Source organism: Corynebacterium sp. LaCa_205, assembly GCF_057458085.1.
Map to the genome: position 1 here is coordinate 2,273,956 of NZ_CP190931.1, position 15,617 is coordinate 2,289,572.

A 15,617-nucleotide genomic window follows, 5' to 3' on the forward strand; every position below is an offset into this window, starting at 1 on the left:
TGTGCGTACCCTCCGCGGGCGGCTTGCCCGCCCCTACCCGCTGGGGATCTTTGCCCTAGCGCTCATCCTCCTCGTGCAGCCGTGGGGGCTGACAGCTGCCGATACCAAGCATGATCTGGCCGCCAATCCGCTGCATTTTCTCCGCGGGGCACTGAGCGCCTATACGGATACCTTTACCCTGGGACAACTACAAAATCAGGCCTATGGCTATCTTTTTCCCCAAGGGCCCTTCTTCGTTTTAACCCAGCCACTGCCCGATTGGCTGGCCCAGCGCCTGTGGTGGCTGGTGGTCTTAAGCGTTGGCTTCATCGGCTTTCATAAGCTCGCCTGCAAGGTAGGCCTGCGCGGCGGGTGGGTCTGGGTGGCGGCGATGCTCTACGCACTTTCCCCTCGCGCGCTTTCTACCCTGACCGCCATTTCTTCCGAGACCTGGCCGGTCATGCTCGCCCCCTGGGTCATCCTGCCCTTCCTCAATGCCAAGCTCACGTGGCGCGACGCCGCCGCAGCCACCATCCCCGTAGCGCTCATGGGTGCGGTCAATGCCACCGCCACCATCGCCGCCTGCACCCCGGCCGCGGTAATTGTGCTTTACCGCCGCGCATTCAAACCCGGCGCGGCCTGGCTTCTAGGGTGCCTAACAGTATCGGCCTGGTGGATCGGCCCGCTTATCGTACTTGGCCGCTACGCCCCGCCGTTTACGGAATTCATCGAATCCGCTCGCGTGACCACGCGCTGGCTCAACCTGCCAGAAATCCTGCGCGGGACCACGAGCTGGACACCGTTTGTAGATACCGAGCGCGTGGCGGGCAATGCACTGGCTACCGAATCCTTCTTCGTGCTGGTCACCATGGGCATCGCGGCCGTGGGCATCTACGGGCTCACCAAACTGCCGCGTGTGTGGGCCGTTGTCCTAGTGGTGGGCATCGCGGTGCTGGGCTGCCAGGCGGGGTGGTACCTCGATGCTCTCGATGGCCCGCTGGCCGCGCTGCGCAACCTGCATAAATTCGATCCGCTGGTGCGCATCCCGCTGCTTTTAGGCGTCGCGCGCGCCTGCGCGCACCTGCCGCTACCGCACAGCTTGCGGCCTACCAAGAAGCAGACGGTAGGCGCGCTCACGCTACTGCTGTGCATCGCGGTCATCTCCCCGGCATGGTCACAGCGCTTGCTGCCACTGGGGGCGTATAAGGAGGTTCCCTCCTACTGGCACGAGGCCACGGACTTTATCAATACCCATGCCGCCGATACCCGCACCCTTATCTACCCAGAGGCGTCTTTTGCCCGGCAGACCTGGGGGTGGACGCGCGATGAGCCGGCCCAGCCGCTGCTCGATGTCCCTTGGGCCGTGCGCGATGCCATTCCGCTCGTGCCACCAGAGGCCATCCGCGGGCTCGACGGCGTCATGGCCGCACTGAAGGAGGACCCAGCCACCGGCGTGCGCTCCCTTCAGCGCCTGGGCATCGGCGCGGTCATGGTGCGCCACGATCTCTTCACCGGTGAGGACGAGGCCCTAGCCAGTAAATTTGGCGGCGAGGTCCACCGCTTCGGCGAGGTCGATGTCATCTTGCTCAACCACGCCGGCATGTCCTTAGGGCCCACAGACCCAGTCCGCGTGGCCGGCGGCGGGGAAGCCTTGGCGCTTCTCGACGCCCACCATGGCCCCACCACCCGCCAGCTCGTCGATCGCGACGCCGATATCGTCACCGATACCCCGACGCTCACGGACCGCAACTACGGCACCCTCGACGGCCCCATCTCCGCGCCCCTGGCTTCAGACGACCCCAGCCACGTAAATAACCGCCTGCGCGATTATCCCTCCGCGGGGCCTCTTAGCCAGGTCGAGACTCACGGCGGTTCCGTGGCGGTTTCTTCCTCTGCGGCCGATGCCACGGCCTTCGGTGGCGCCCAACCGCACAAGTCCGCCACGGCCGCGGTGGATGGGGAAAATTCCACCGCGTGGTGGCCCGCGCCGGGCGATGACTCCGGGTGGATTGAGCTGCGCGGTCATTTCACCCAACCGCGCCTAAAGCTCATGGCCACCAGCGCCACCACGGTTACGGTGCGCTCCGGCAGCGCCGCAGTAGACGTGGACTTACAGCCCTTCCGCTCACAGGAGGTACGCGTTCCCGGCGGCGATACCGAGGCCATTCGCGTGGAGCTGTCTCACCGCACCGGCATCGCGGAACTAGGGGTAGAGGGCCAGCCGGTCGAGCGCGTAGTGACCGTGCCGGATACCTCCCCCGATGTGCACCAATTCTTCTTCCAGCAGATGCTGCAAGATACCGGTGTGCTCATCCGCGACTTCACGGCGCCGCGCCCCATGCGGGTAAAGGTAGATTCCACCAAGCCGGTGCTTATCGACGCCCACCGCTACTCCCCCGGCGATTCCCTCACCCTGAGCCCCGGCACGCACCGTGTGCGCACCACTGGACCGTGGGTGAGCCTTCGCGAGGTGGGCTGGCGCCCGCCGGAGCCCTCGGAGCCCACTGGATACTCGATTAAAGCCAGCGAGGAAGACCGCCTCTTGGTCACCGGACGCGCCTTTAATAAGGGCCTGCGCGGGTATTTGGACAATGAAGAGCTCACCCCGCGCGAGATCGACGCCGCCACCCAGGCTTTTGTCATTCCGGCCGGCCGTTCCGGCGACTTCCATATGTCCTTCACCGCCCAGCCGGTTTATCGCGCCACCCTCCTCTTGGGCGGCTCCTTGGGATTGCTGACGCTCGGCCTGTGCCTCCTGGCGGCCGCGCGCCGCCCGTCCCAGCCCGCCTGGCACGCACCGCGTGGGGGCGCTGCCTCAGCCGCCGTGGCACTTGGTGCACTGGCCCTTACCGGCTGGCCGGCCGCAGTGGCGGCCGTGGCCGCGTGGTTGGTAGTGCGCTGGACCACCATCCCGCGCGCCTATCTCGCCCCCGGCGTAGTCGCTGCGGCTGGAGCCATCCTCGCCCGCGCGCCGTGGACGTCTGGTTCCTATGCGGGTGATTCGCTCTTGCTTAGCTGCTTGTGTGCCGCGGGCGTGGCCTGTCTTTTCGCCGCCGACCGAGGAGAAGATCCCGGCCGGGACGCTCGATGAGCGTATAGCTAGCGGCCGAAACCACCACGGTGCCCACCACAGTCACGGCCAGAATGACCCAAAAGTCCAGGGGTTTCCCGCTAAAAAGCGGCACCCCGGTAAGGGGAAAGGCCAGGCCCAAGATAGCCACATGCCACAAGAAGATGGAATAGGACCATGTACCCAGTGCCTGCATGAGTGGGCTGGTCAGCCAAGATTTCTCCCGCGGAGCTAGAGCCACCGGTACCACCACGACTGCGGCAAAGGCCGCTCCCGCCATGATCCGGCGGGAAAATTCCGCGGGTTCGGGATGGATAAGCCCCTGCGGCCCAAACCACTCGCGACTGGCACCCCACAGCACCACCGCCGCCGCAAGCCACCACGCCCAGCGCGGCCGCAGTACCCGCTGCACTCGCCGACTGATGCCGGCTTCTTCGAATTCGGCGGCCAGCATTCCCACGGCAAACCACGAGGCATACGCGGGCGGCCAGATCTGCGAGTTGACCTGGTCCTTGGCGTAATCGGCTACAAAGGGCACGAATCCCCACGCCCAGCTGAGCACTCCTGCCAAGATAATGGCGGCAATGCGCCAGCGCCGCGGCAGCGTTCCAAGCAGCCACACCAGCACAGGCAAGAAGAGATAAAAGAAGAACTCCACGCACAGCGACCACAGATGGGTAAGACCTGGGGCCAACCCGTCGACCACATAAATTTGCGTGGAAGTCAGGTTGCTCAGCAATTGGGTGAGGGTGAGTGAGTGGGCGTCGGGAAGCAGGAGCATCACCGCCACCACGCAGGCATAATAGGCCGGCAACAGACGTGCCACGCGCGAGCGCGCATAGCCGGCTAAGCTGTGCAAGCCGCGGCGGCGCCACAAGAGGAACGCGCTGAGTGCAAAGAAAACGGCGACGAAAAAATCGAAGCGCCCGGCAAACCCCCACCCAGTTCCGGTCTGAAAAGACACGTGGGTGACAATGATTCCAAGGGAGGCGACCGCGCGTAGACCGTCTAGCTCCGGCAGATGCTGGGGTACGCTTTTCACAGATGCCTGCGGCTGCACGCTTGCTCCTAACCCCGGATCGACCTGAAACTGATTGGACATATTACTGCAATGAAACGCTACCTTTGGCCACGCTCGCCACTGGCGTGGGTTGTCATTGCCGCCGTCATTTTCTTAGTGCTGGGCACTGTGGTGCCACCGCTATATAACAATCAGACCCGGCCCCTCGCCTTCGACCAAAACATCAACACTGTCACTGCACCGTCCGCCGGCGTGTGGATGGATGCGCCCGCCTTTATCGCCGGCGCCAAGGCCACAGGCGATAGCAAGAATCCGCAGTGCCAAGAAAAGAAGGCACCCATCTGGTGTTACCTGCACCATGACCTGCTGACCATCGAGCGCAACACCACGACCGCTGAGGTGGCAGAAGACGATGCGCTCGCTCACTCTGATTCTTTATCGCGCCTGCTAGCCGGCGAGACTCCGCTCGCCCAAATTACCGAGCACTCTGTGTTGAACCGAGAATCCACCTACCCGGTGGCTGCCCCTAAGGATAAATGGGAATTCCTCCTGCCGGCAGTGGATACGGGAATGGCCCGCACAGATTTCGAACGAGATGGCATCAACTACTTTTTCCCCTCCGGGACCGAGCAGCGCTCCTATCCCTTTTTCGATCTGGCCTCACAATCCTCCACGGCGGTGGACTTCACCACTACGGAAAAGCTAGATGGTATCCCTACCTATTCCTTCCACCACGATATTCAGCCCATTTCCCTGGCCGATATGCGCAGAAACATCACCACCGAGGCGGTCGATTCCGGCAGCGGCGAAAAGCAGCTGGCCGCTAAGGACTTCCGCATCTCTGGTCCGGCGAAGCGGTTCTATGACGAAGACTCGCGCAAGCTCCTCGGCCTAGATCCCACTGACCGGGTCACGGTGGAACCTTTTTATACCGTCGGCCGGGATATCTCCGTGGAACCCACCACCGGCACCATGGTGGATCTGCGGGAAAATATCAAGATTTTCTTCGCTGCCGACGAACAGCAAGCCGGCACCATGGTGGCCAATAACGATACGGAGGATCGCTCCATCTTCGCTGCCGATATGCGCTGGTCCGATGACACTCGCGCGGAGCGCCTCGACGAGGTGCGTCCGGTCATTCGCACCATTCGTGCCTTGATGGTCGTCGGCTGGGCGGGCAAAGCCATCGGCGTCGGCCTATTGCTCTGTGCTGCCTATATGTACATGCGCCGCCACCGTGAAGGCTAAGCGTCTTTTACTCCTCGCCTGGGGCTTCATCCTCGTTGCCGCGGTGTGCTGGCCCTTCGCCCTGCCCGGTGAGTTCCTGTGGCGCGATATGGCGCTGCTTGGCCATCCGGCGCTTTCCCCTTCGGCTTTCGGCGGCGGAAGTTTGCCTGCCCGCAATGCCCCGCAAGACGGCTTCTTGGCTGTAGTAGGCGGCGCGTGGGCGGCGCGGGTGCTCATTTTTGCCGCCGCCGCGTCCTCCGCGCTCACCGCGGCGCGCTGGGCGCGCTCCACAGCCTCCGCGGTGAGCGCGATGGGGGTGGCGGTGGCCAATCCTTTCGTTATCGAGCGCCTCCTGCAGGGTCAGTGGTCCCTTGCGGTGGCCGCGTGGCTGCTACCGGTCATCGCGTGGGCAGGAAAACAGCGCAGCTGGGTGGCGTGGCTGGCTATGTGGGGTGCTTCATTTACCCCTACGGGTGGACTCTTTGCCGTGGTGACCGCGGCGGTGACCTGCCGCAAGCGGGTAGCACTTGGCGGCGTGGTCTTGTGCTTGCCGTGGGCCATTCCGGGCATGTTCTATCCCGCTGCGCCCGGCGATACCGCTGCGGCGGTGGCTGCGTTTGCCCCGCGAGCCGAAGAGCACGTCGGCACCGGGGGCGCGCTGCTGCGCTTGGGCGGCATCTGGAATGCACAAGCAGCCATCGGGTTTGCGATATGCGGTGTCATCGTGGCGATCATCGCCCTGCTCGGGGCGTGGCGGGTTCCCGTTCGGCTGAGCATACTGGCAGTTATTGGTCTTGGCGGGGCGATGTTTTTCTGGCTGGTTCCCGGCGCGTTGGTGTGGTTCATCGATCACGTTCCAGGGGCGGCGCTACTGCGCGATAGCGGAAAGCTGACCATGCTGGCATTGCCGCTTTATGTGGCCTCGCTGGGTGCGCTGCCGAACCTGCCGGCGGCACTAGCCACCGTGGCCGCGGCCGTGCAGCTGATTCCGGTTCCGGGGCGGCTAGGGGTGCTCACGCCGCGGGATACGGGGGTAGATAAGCAGCTGGTGCGCGAGATTGACGGCCGGGTGGCTTTCTTTCCAGAGCGCGCCAACCTTGTAGAGGTGCCTGGCGGTGTGGCGGTAGATCCCTATTCCAAGGCGCTGGCCATGGTGGAATCCGGGGAATTGAGCGTGGACGGGACCGTGGTGGATCAGGCTTCGCCGCAGTATCGGGCGGCGCTGCGCGCGTGGGAGGCACACGATATGAAGCAGCTGGCCCGGATCGGTGTCGGCGTCGTTGTCGTAGACGGTGCTATAGCCGCGGAGACGGACGCACCACGGCCACAGGTTCCATGGGCGTTTACGGCGTTGTGGATGGCTTGTCCGCTACTAGCCCTTGCAGCAATTCCGCGAATTGCTCGCCGGTCTTCTCCCACGAGAAGCTAGCGGCAAAATCGCGCGCGTTGGAGCCGAGGGTGCGGCGTAAGGGGGCGTCAGCAAGCAGCTGCTTGGTGGCCGCCACGAAGTCTTCCTCGCGCTCTACCAGGATGCCGGTCTCACCGTTAATAACACTGTCACGCAGGCCAAACGTATAGCCAACAGTGGGGACCCCATGTTGGGCTGCCTCCATTACTGCCAAGCCCCACCCCTCTTTGCGGGAGGGCATAAGCAGGGCATCGGCACGGGCGAGCAAGGCATGCTTATAGTCCTCGGTTACCTGACCGCGAAAGCGCACGCGATCGCTGACACCATGCTCCTCGGCATAGGCACGCAGGTTAGCCTCCCACCAACCGGAGCCTATGACATCCAGGACCGCGCCCGGGGTCTGCGCCACAGTATCCATGGCATGCTCAATCTGCTTATGCGGCACCAGGCGCGAGAGCGTTACCAAGTGCACGTCGGCCTCTCGTTCCAGGGAAGGCACATGGTCCGGAACCGGGTCCAGACCATTGGCAATGATGTGCGCACCCTTAATTCCCAGTGCCTCTAGATCCTCGCGGGAAGCCTCAGAAACGGTGACATAAGGAGCCCCGCGATACACACGCGGAGCCACCCGGGACTCAAGGAACCAGCCGAGGCGGCCCAGGAGGGGACCTGCCACCGGCCACTGCTCGCGATGGCAATGGTGGGTAAGCAGCACCGTCGGCGCCCCAGATACCAAGCGGGCGAAGAAAGGAATGCCGTTTTGGGTATCGATTACCGCATCCACGCCGCGCAGGTCACCCAGCCCCAAACGGCCGGCCAGCATCGCGGCCCACGCGCGTGGATATACGCCAAACTTGGCGCCGCCGCGGCTGTAGCGCACACCGTCGCGCACCTCCCGGCGCGCGGCATTCATGTGCTTGGAGGTGCGAAAAACCACCTCGTGGCCCTGCGCCGCGAGGTATTCGCCCACGCGCTCCAAGTAACGCTCCGAGCCCCCGCCTTGCGGGTGGGTGGAATCGCGCCAGCATAGTAAAAGAATCTTCATTGTGAGGTATTAGCCTAGTGGGTTATGAGACATACCCGTGAGATGGCCACGCTGCGTCGCTCCTTGCAGCTGTTGCGTTCCTTTCGCTTTGAGCAGACGCACCCCGAGATTTTCTACGGTGGGCTAGCGGAAGATACGGCCGCACTGGTAGATAACCTCGGCCGCGACCTGGGCGTGCAGCTTCCCGGGGCGAGGGTACTCGATGTGGGCGGCGGACCGGGCTATTTTGCGGATGCTTTTGCCCGGCGCGGGGCCCACTATGTGGGACTAGAGCCAGATGCCGGCGAAATGTCTGCGGCTGGCATCCACTTGAGCAACTCGGTGCGCGGGGACGGCACCAACCTTCCCTTTGCCGATGACTCTTTTGACGTGGTCTATTCCTCCAACGTGGCTGAGCACATCCCCAATCCTTGGGATATGGGCGAGGAGATGCTGCGCGTGACCCGCCCGGGTGGCCTGACTATCCTGAGCTATACGGTGTGGCTAGGCCCCTTTGGCGGCCACGAGACCGGCTTGTGGGAGCACTATGTGGGCGGCGAGTTTGCCCGCGATCGCTACACCCGCCGCCACGGTCACCCGCCCAAGAATGTCTTTGGCACTTCGCTTTTCGACGTCCCCTGTTCCGCCGGCCTCCACTGGGCACAGCGCACCGGCGCGCTCAAACTCGCCTTCCCCCGTTACCACCCTAGCTGGGCTTGGTGGCTAACTCGCGTGCCAGGTGTGCGGGAATTCGCGGTTTCTAATCTGACGTTGGTGCTGCAAAAATAGCACCCAGCAACAGTGCTGTCGCTGGGTGCTATTGAACTTAGAGCTTAAGAGGCGTTCTCTACGCGCTCCTTTAGAGCGTGGAACTGGTCCCACACCTCAGATGGCACGCGGGAGCCTAGGAAGTTGAGATAGCTGGCGTTATCCTGCATATCGCCTTCCCAGTCCTCTGGGTTGACGGCGAGAGCAGCGCGCACATCCTCGATATCAAAGTCGATGCCCTCGAGGTCGATGTCCTCGGCGCGAGCGGTGTGGCCTACGACGGTCTCCTCAGCCTCAACATTGCCCTCGATGCGGTCAATGATCCACTTGAGTACTCGGGAGTTCTCGCCGAAGCCCGGCCACAGGAAGCGGCCGTCGTCGCCGCGGCGGAACCAGTTAACTAGGAAGATAGACGGCATGCGGTCGCCGCCCTTTTCACCCATGTCAATCCAGTGCTGCAGGTAGTCGCCGGCGTTGTAGCCCATGAACGGAAGCATGGCCATCGGGTCGTGGCGCAGGGTGCCGACGCTGCCCTCTGCGGCAGCGGTCTGGCCGGAAGCCAGCAGGGCACCGATCATGGTGCCGTGGTTCCAGTCAAAGGCCTGGGTTACCAGCGGAACGGTGGTCTTGCGGCGGCCGCCGAAGAGGATGGCGTCGATCTTCACGCCCTGCCAATCGTCGTACTCCGGAGCGGCGCTCGGGCACTGGGAAATCGGGACGCAGTAACGAGAGTTCGGGTGCGCAGCCTTAGTGGAGGAAGACGGAGTCCAGTCCTGACCGGTCCAGTCGATGAGGTGCTCTGGTGTCTCCTTGGACATCTCCTCCCACCAGACATCGCCGTCGTCGGTAAGCGCAACGTTGGTGAAAATGGTGTTACCCGGCTCCATGGTCCGCATGGCAATCGGGTTGGAGTCGTAGTTGGTGCCAGGAGCCACGCCGAAGAAGCCGTTTTCCGGGTTTACGGCGTAGAGACCGTCTTCGCGCAGGTGTAGCCACGCAATGTCATCGCCGACGACCTCAGCCTTCCAGCCCGGAATGGTTGGGGTAATCATGGCCAGGTTGGTCTTGCCACAAGCCGAAGGGAAGGCGGCTGCAACGTGGTACTTCTTGCCTTCTGGGTTGGTCAGCTTCAAGATGAGCATGTGCTCGGCCATCCAGCCCTCTTCCTTGGCCATAACGGAAGCGATGCGCAGCGCGTAGCACTTCTTAGCCAGGATGGCGTTGCCGCCGTAGCCAGAACCGTAGGACCAAATTTCCTTAGTTTCAGGGAACTGGGTGATGTACTTGGTGTCATTGCATGGCCATGCCACGTCTTCCTCACCCGGCTCCAGCGGGGCACCCACGGAGTGCAGGGCGTGGACAAAGTTGCCGTCAGCACCGATTTTCTCCAGGGCTTCAGCACCCATACGGGTCATGATGCGCATGGAGAGCACAACATAGGCGGAGTCAGTCAGCTGCACGCCCAACTTCGGCTCCGGATCGCTAATCGGGCCCATACAGAAGGGAACCACGTACATGGTGCGACCCTTCATGGAACCACGGAAAGCTTCCGTCATCTCTTCCTTCATTGCCGCAGGCGGAGCCCAGTTATTGGTAGGGCCGGCGCCATCTTCGTGCTCGGTACAGATGAAGGTGCGGGATTCCACACGTGCGACGTCGGAAGGGTTGGAACGAGCCAAGTAGGAGTTAGGTCGCTTTTCCTCGTTCAACTTGATAAGCGTGCCTTTTTCCACCAGCTCGCCGGCCAAACGGTCAGCCTCGTCCTGGGAGCCGTCTACAAAGACCACCTGGTCCGGCTGGAAAAGCTCAACATTTTCGCTAATCCAGCCGATAAGCTTTTCATTTTTAGTCGGCAGCTCTCCGACGAGCCCTGGGATAGTGGCGGTCATTAGTAATTCTCCTGAGGGTGGGTGTGAAAATTGGAGCGAAAAGCCCCAACTGTGCCTTCCACCTCAAGATTAACGTGCTCGCCCGAATAATTTGCGCAGAACTTGCCACACCGGTTATATCCACCACGTTAACCAGAACTTCACCAAGCGCATACGAAGGTAATGTGTTAAAAATCGCCTTTTCCACTCCCCCTTTCCGGGGGTTCATTGTCCCACTTTTCCGCCTCGAAACGATCTTCTACCACCCCCAACTGGGCCCACTGGTTATATCCGGGATGTCATCGCCACATGTATCCCTCGGCGCGGCGTATTGCTTGGCGGGGCTAAGCAGGGGAAAATAGGCCGCAATGAATAGCACAGATAATTCTCAAAACACCCGCGCTGGGGAAATGCCCCTTGGCCGCCCGCCACAAACCGACTTCAACGCCGTTTTCCACAACGAGCTTGACTACCCGCGCCTAGGCAACGTCACTTTCCGCCGCGGCACGCTGACCGAAAACCAGCATGAACTTTTTGAAAAGCGCTGGCCGGAGCTCGGACGCGTGCTGGAAGACGAGGTCATTGATCTCGCTTCCTGGTTCGGCCGCAGCGGCGCCAAGACGATCGTGGAAATCGGTTCCGGTACCGGCACCTCCACCGCTGCCATGGCACCGAAAGAAGCCGATACCAACATCATCGCCGTCGAGCTCTACAAACCAGGCCTTGCCAAGCTGCTCGGCCAGATTGAGCGTGAGGGTATCGAAAATATCCGCATGATCCGCGGCGATGGCATCGAAGTCTTGATGCGCATGTTTGAACCGGAATCCCTCGACGGAATCCGCGTCTTCTTCCCGGATCCGTGGCCAAAGGCGCGCCATCACAAGCGCCGCATTATTCAGTCGGGCACCCTAAATCTTTTTGCCTCCCGGTTAAAGAAGGGCGGTGTGCTGCACGTCGCTACCGACCACGCCGGATATGCCGAGTGGATCGATGAACTAGTTGAAGTAGAACCAAGCCTGGATTACAAGGGCTGGCCATGGCCGGAGTGCCCGCAGCTGGTAGATCGTCAGGTCATCACCAAGTTTGAGGGCAAGGGCCTAGATAAAGAACACGTGATTACGGAGTATCTCTGGGAGAAGAAATAAATGAGCACCTATCTGCTTGTCTGGGATGCACCCAATATGGACATGGGCCTAGGCTCCCTGCTGGGCGGTCGGCCTACCGCCGCACACCGCCCGCGCTTCGACGCCATCGGTCGCTGGCTGGTACATCTTGCTCAAGACGTTGATGCTGAACCGCGCGCCGATGTCTTTACTAATGTGACCCCCGGCGGCGCAGATGTCATTCGCCCATGGGTAGAAGCCATCCGCAACGTGGGTTTCGGTGTTTTTGCCAAGCCCAAGATCCACGAAGACGATGACGTAGATCCGGATATGCTCGACCACATCGACAATCTTCGTGCGGATCTGGCCGGTGTCATTGTCGCCTCCGCCGATGGCCAAAACTTCCAAGAGCCTTTGGAGGAGCTCATCGCCGCGGGGATTCCGGTTACGGTCCTGGGATTCCACGAGCACGCCGCTTGGGCCGTCGGCCACGCGGATATCAATTTTGTGGATCTAGAAGACATCGAGGGCGTATTCCGCGAACCGCTACCGCGCGTGAATCTGGATAACCTGCCCGAGGGTGGTGCATGGCTGCAGCCATTCCGTCCCTTGGCGGCCCTGCTTAATAACCGCTAGGAGGCTGCCCCAATGTTTGAGAAATGGGGACGTTTTTCCTATGCGCACCGCCGGCTTATCCCCGCCATCGTTGTCGCTGCCATCCTTGCGCTCTTCGTGGGCTTTGGCTTGCAGCTCGAAGATCGCATGAGCCAAGAGGGCTGGGAGGATCCCAATGCGGCGTCGACAAGCGCGGCCCAGATCGAGGAGGAAACATTCGGCCGCGATAACTCCGGCGATGTCATCTTGCTCTTCCACTCCCCCGATGAGAACTTCGACGCCGCCAAGCAGCACTTGGCGCAGCTGAAAGCAGAGTATCCCGAGCAGATTGATTCGGTGACCAGCTACTTCGATACGAAGAACCCCAACCTAGTCAATGACGATCACTCCCTAGCTTTCGCCGCCATCGGTCTTAAAGGCGATGATGAGCAAACACTCAAGGATTTCCGCACCATCCAAGGCGCGCTTACGGATACCTCCGCCCCAGTGGAAATCGCGGGCGCTACCGCAGTTGCTGATGCCCTAGATAATGGCATGTCCCACGATATCTCCCGCGCCGAAAAGGCCGCGCTTCCTTTGGTGGGCATCCTCCTGCTGGTGGTTTTTGGCTCCGTCGTTGCGGCCTGCATGCCGCTCATCGTCGGCGGCCTCTCCATCCTGGGGTCTTTGGGAATCCTGTCCATCTTGGCGGGATTTTCCCAGGTCAATGTCTTTGCTCAGGCCGTTGTCACGCTGCTGGGCCTCGGCCTAGCCATCGATTACGGTCTCTTTATGGTCTCGCGCTTCCGCGAAGAGCTGGATAAGGGTCGCTCCACCGAGGAGGCCGTTGCTACCACCACCGCGACTGCCGGCCAAACGGTGGTTTTCTCGGCAGCCATGGTCGCCGTCGCACTTTCGGGGCTCTTTCTCTTCCCGCAAGCCTTCCTGAAGTCCGTGGCTTATGGCTCCATTTCCGCCGTGGGTCTAGCAGCGCTGCTTTCGGTCACCGTCCTGCCCTCAATTTTTGGCATGCTCGGCCCCAAGATCGATACCTGGTCTGTGCGCCGCACCTCTCGGACGGCGCGCACCATCGAAGACACCTGGTGGTACAAGCTGCCGCTTTGGGCAATGCGCCATGCCCGCGGGTTGACCATCGCCGTGTGCGGCCTGCTTATCGCACTTACCCTGCCCATCATGAGTATCACCTTCGGCGGCATCAACGAGTCTTACTTACCGCCCAACCAGGAAACCCGTGTGGCGCAGGATAGGTTCAATGAGGAATTCCCTACCTTCCGCACGGAGCCGGTAAAGCTCGTCGTGGAAAATGCGTCTAACCAGCAGCTTGTCGACGTCGTCATGCAAGTCCGTGGCCTCAATGGCCTCACCGAGCCCATGGCGCCGACAACAGCCACCAAGGACGGCACGACAGTTCTTTCCGCCGGCATTAAAGACCGCGATGATTACGCGAAGATTGTCCACGAACTGGAACAAGTAAAGGCACCCGAGGGCGTGAACCTGTACGTGGGAGGCACGCCTGCCATGGAAGTGGAATCCCTTGATGCGCTCTTCCATAAGCTGCCGTGGATGGCACTCTACGTGGTGCTAGCCACGTTCCTGCTCATGGCGTTGGTCTTCGGTTCCTTCGTGCTCCCGCTCAAGGCGATCGTGATGACGCTTTTGACCTTGGGGGCAACGCTGGGCATTTTGACCCTGATGTTCGTCGCTGGCCTTGGCTCGGGCGCCCTCAACTTCACCCCTGGCCCGCTCATGAGCCCCATTTTGGTGCTTATCATCGCCATTGTTTACGGCCTGTCCACCGACTATGAGGTCTTCTTGGTCTCCCGCATGGTGGAGGCACGACGGCGTGGTTCCACCACCGATGAGGCCATTGCGGCCGGCACCGCGCATACGGGTGGGATCATCACTGCGGCGGCGCTCATCATGATCGTGGTCTGTGGCGCTTTCGGCTTCTCCGATATCGTGATGATGAAATACATCGCTTATGGCATGATTTTTGCCCTGCTTATCGACGCCACCATTGTCCGCATGCTCCTTGTCCCCGCCGTCATGCACCTGCTGCGCGAGGATAACTGGTGGGCACCTAGCTGGCTGCGCCACGCCACTACTGCTTTGACTGGTGGCGCTAGACACCGCGGCAAGACTGTTCCCTTCTCTGAGCTCAAACAACGCCTCGGAGGAGATAAATAAGTGAAGAACTGGCTGCGGCTTATCGTCTCGCTCATCGTCCTGCTTATCCTGATTTATGTCTTCCGCGATGAGTTGGACTTCCTGCGCGAAGGCTTCTCGCGGCTGTCTCATTCTGACCCGGCTGCGGTAGCACTGGTGGTCATCGCCTCAATCGTGGCAGTCCTTGCCATGGGCGAGGTTATGCGCCTGCTCATTCGCGCCGGGAGCGTACACGTACCAGCCTCAGAGACGGCCGCCCTCACGCTGGCGGCTAATGCTTGGTCTACCACGCTTCCAGCGGGCCCGGCATTTTCCGCCATCCTCACCTTCTACGTGCAGCGCACGTGGGGTGCTTCCGTCATGCTCTGTGGGTGGTTCTTCGTGCTGTCTTCGGCCATTTCCACCATGTGGCTCGTACTCATCGGCTTGGGCGGCGTGCTCTTCCTCAATGCTGACATGGCATTGTGGTCCCTCATTGGCACCCTGGTGCTCATGCTGGCGCTTTCCGGCGGCCTTTTCTGGCTGACCAATCACCCAGACACCATCATTCGCTGGCTCAACCGCCAGAAACTCGTTAAGGGCTCCAAGCGCGAAGCCATCGTGGACCAGGTAAAGAATCTAGAAGAGGTTCACCTCACCCGCCGCCAATTCGCCTGGGTTTCCTTTTACTCCCTGGCCAACCGCCTCATCGATATGGTCTCGCTGTGGGGCTGTGTGTGGGCCGTGACCGGCCACCTGCCCGCCCTGCACGCGGGAGAGGACACCACGACGATGGCCGGTGTAGCACTGGCTTATCTCACCGCTAAGCTGGCTGGCTCTGCTCAGGTCACGCCGGCCGGCCTCGGTACGGTGGAAGCCGCCATTATCGCCACCCTGGTTGCCACCGGTATGACCGCGGTAGATGCAACCGGCGCGGCAATCATTTATCGTCTGATTTCCTTTGCCCTTATCACCATCATTGGCTGGGTAATCTACTTCTGGCACTATGCTCGCAAGGGCATTACTTACGCCGCCTTGAATCGAAAGGAAAACGCATGAGAATCGCCCCCGTCATCGATATCATCGCCTTGATGCTCTTTGCTGTGGCCGCCCGTCTCGCCCACGGCGGACTAAGTTTTTCCACCTGGGTTGATGCTTTCTGGCCATGGGCCATCGGCGCGCTCATCGGCTGGGCTATCATCCTGGCCGTCAAGGTGCAGGGCAAGTGGAAGGAAGGCGGCGTCGTCTGGCTAAGCACCATCGTGGGCGGCATGGCCCTGTGGATGCTGGTCAATGGTCGGCTACCGCACTGGAGCTTCCTCATCGTGGCAACCGTTATGTCCGCGCTATTCTTCTTCGGCTGGCGGCTTTTCGCCCGCAAATAAAAAT

12 protein-coding genes are annotated in these 15,617 nt (G+C 61.4%); 9 read left to right on the forward strand and 3 right to left on the reverse strand.

The window, feature by feature from the left end; translation table 11 throughout:
* Nucleotide 1: 1 nt before the first annotated feature.
* Nucleotides 2–3,070 (forward strand): alpha-(1->3)-arabinofuranosyltransferase domain-containing protein, encoded by a 3,069-nt coding sequence (locus tag ACP8J1_RS10915; RefSeq protein WP_023020045.1) that lies wholly within the window; start codon nt 2–4, stop codon nt 3,068–3,070.
* Here ACP8J1_RS10915 and ACP8J1_RS10920 read toward each other — a convergent pair.
* On the reverse strand, nt 2,991–4,151 hold the full coding sequence (locus ACP8J1_RS10920) for an acyltransferase family protein (RefSeq protein ID WP_051138308.1): 1,161 nt from the start codon (nt 4,149–4,151) through the stop codon (nt 2,991–2,993). The two genes, ACP8J1_RS10915 and ACP8J1_RS10920, sit on opposite strands and share 80 nt — an antisense overlap.
* A gap of 9 nt (nt 4,152–4,160) precedes the next feature.
* Here ACP8J1_RS10920 and ACP8J1_RS10925 point away from each other — a divergent pair, with 9 nt between their 5' ends.
* Both ACP8J1_RS10925 and ACP8J1_RS10930 read left to right on the forward strand, forming a co-directional pair.
* Entirely contained in the window at nt 4,161–5,318 is a 1,158-nt protein-coding gene (locus tag ACP8J1_RS10925) for a PorA family protein (protein ID WP_023020047.1), read from the forward strand.
* Nucleotides 5,308–6,726 carry an MmpA family trehalose lipid delivery protein gene (locus ACP8J1_RS10930; RefSeq protein WP_023020048.1) on the forward strand — a complete coding sequence of 473 codons (1,419 nt, stop codon included), beginning with the start codon at nt 5,308–5,310 and terminating at the stop codon, nt 6,724–6,726. The genes ACP8J1_RS10925 and ACP8J1_RS10930 overlap by 11 nt, the downstream gene beginning before the upstream one ends.
* On the opposite strand, the gene ACP8J1_RS10935 is transcribed toward ACP8J1_RS10930, so the two are convergent.
* On the reverse strand, nt 6,641–7,750 hold the full coding sequence (locus tag ACP8J1_RS10935; protein ID WP_023020049.1) for a glycosyltransferase family 4 protein: 1,110 nt from the start codon (nt 7,748–7,750) through the stop codon (nt 6,641–6,643). The two genes, ACP8J1_RS10930 and ACP8J1_RS10935, sit on opposite strands and share 86 nt — an antisense overlap.
* Before the next feature lie 24 nt (nt 7,751–7,774).
* Between ACP8J1_RS10935 and ACP8J1_RS10940 the strand changes: the two genes are divergently transcribed.
* On the forward strand, nt 7,775–8,518 hold the full coding sequence (locus tag ACP8J1_RS10940; protein WP_023020050.1) for a class I SAM-dependent methyltransferase: 744 nt from the start codon (nt 7,775–7,777) through the stop codon (nt 8,516–8,518).
* A 44-nt stretch (nt 8,519–8,562) separates the two neighbouring features.
* Here ACP8J1_RS10940 and ACP8J1_RS10945 read toward each other — a convergent pair whose 3' ends face one another.
* Nucleotides 8,563–10,386 (reverse strand): phosphoenolpyruvate carboxykinase (GTP), encoded by a 1,824-nt coding sequence (locus tag ACP8J1_RS10945; RefSeq protein ID WP_023020051.1) that lies wholly within the window; start codon nt 10,384–10,386, stop codon nt 8,563–8,565.
* A 347-nt stretch (nt 10,387–10,733) separates the two neighbouring features.
* Between ACP8J1_RS10945 and trmB the strand changes: the two genes are divergently transcribed.
* From trmB to ACP8J1_RS10970, 5 genes are read left to right on the forward strand one after another with little or no spacing between them, the layout of a single operon-like run.
* A complete protein-coding gene (gene trmB, locus ACP8J1_RS10950; protein ID WP_023020052.1) occupies nt 10,734–11,510 on the forward strand; it encodes a tRNA (guanosine(46)-N7)-methyltransferase TrmB in 777 nt (258 codons plus the stop codon).
* On the forward strand, nt 11,511–12,104 hold the full coding sequence (locus ACP8J1_RS10955; protein WP_023020053.1) for an NYN domain-containing protein: 594 nt from the start codon (nt 11,511–11,513) through the stop codon (nt 12,102–12,104). It begins immediately after the preceding gene.
* 12 nt (nt 12,105–12,116) lie between these two features.
* Nucleotides 12,117–14,270 carry an MMPL family transporter gene (locus tag ACP8J1_RS10960; protein WP_486696710.1) on the forward strand — a complete coding sequence of 718 codons (2,154 nt, stop codon included), beginning with the start codon at nt 12,117–12,119 and terminating at the stop codon, nt 14,268–14,270.
* Nucleotides 14,271–15,287, forward strand: a complete 1,017-nt coding sequence (locus ACP8J1_RS10965; protein ID WP_486696712.1) for a lysylphosphatidylglycerol synthase transmembrane domain-containing protein — start codon at nt 14,271–14,273, stop codon at nt 15,285–15,287.
* Nucleotides 15,284–15,613 (forward strand): DUF3054 domain-containing protein, encoded by a 330-nt coding sequence (locus ACP8J1_RS10970; protein WP_023020056.1) that lies wholly within the window; start codon nt 15,284–15,286, stop codon nt 15,611–15,613. The genes ACP8J1_RS10965 and ACP8J1_RS10970 overlap by 4 nt, the downstream gene beginning before the upstream one ends.
* Nucleotides 15,614–15,617: the final 4 nt, after the last annotated feature.

Coding starts and splice junctions, on each gene's coding strand:
- ACP8J1_RS10920 (WP_051138308.1), bottom strand. CDS start 4,151: ATGTCCAATCAGTTTCAGGTCGATCCGGGGTTAGGAGCAAGCGTGCAG.
- ACP8J1_RS10925 (WP_023020047.1), top strand. CDS start 4,161: ATGAAACGCTACCTTTGGCCACGCTCGCCACTGGCGTGGGTTGTCATT.
- ACP8J1_RS10935 (WP_023020049.1), bottom strand. CDS start 7,750: ATGAAGATTCTTTTACTATGCTGGCGCGATTCCACCCACCCGCAAGGC.
- ACP8J1_RS10940 (WP_023020050.1), top strand. CDS start 7,775: ATGAGACATACCCGTGAGATGGCCACGCTGCGTCGCTCCTTGCAGCTG.
- ACP8J1_RS10945 (WP_023020051.1), bottom strand. CDS start 10,386: ATGACCGCCACTATCCCAGGGCTCGTCGGAGAGCTGCCGACTAAAAAT.
- trmB (WP_023020052.1), top strand. CDS start 10,734: ATGAATAGCACAGATAATTCTCAAAACACCCGCGCTGGGGAAATGCCC.
- ACP8J1_RS10955 (WP_023020053.1), top strand. CDS start 11,511: ATGAGCACCTATCTGCTTGTCTGGGATGCACCCAATATGGACATGGGC.
- ACP8J1_RS10960 (WP_486696710.1), top strand. CDS start 12,117: ATGTTTGAGAAATGGGGACGTTTTTCCTATGCGCACCGCCGGCTTATC.
- ACP8J1_RS10970 (WP_023020056.1), top strand. CDS start 15,284: ATGAGAATCGCCCCCGTCATCGATATCATCGCCTTGATGCTCTTTGCT.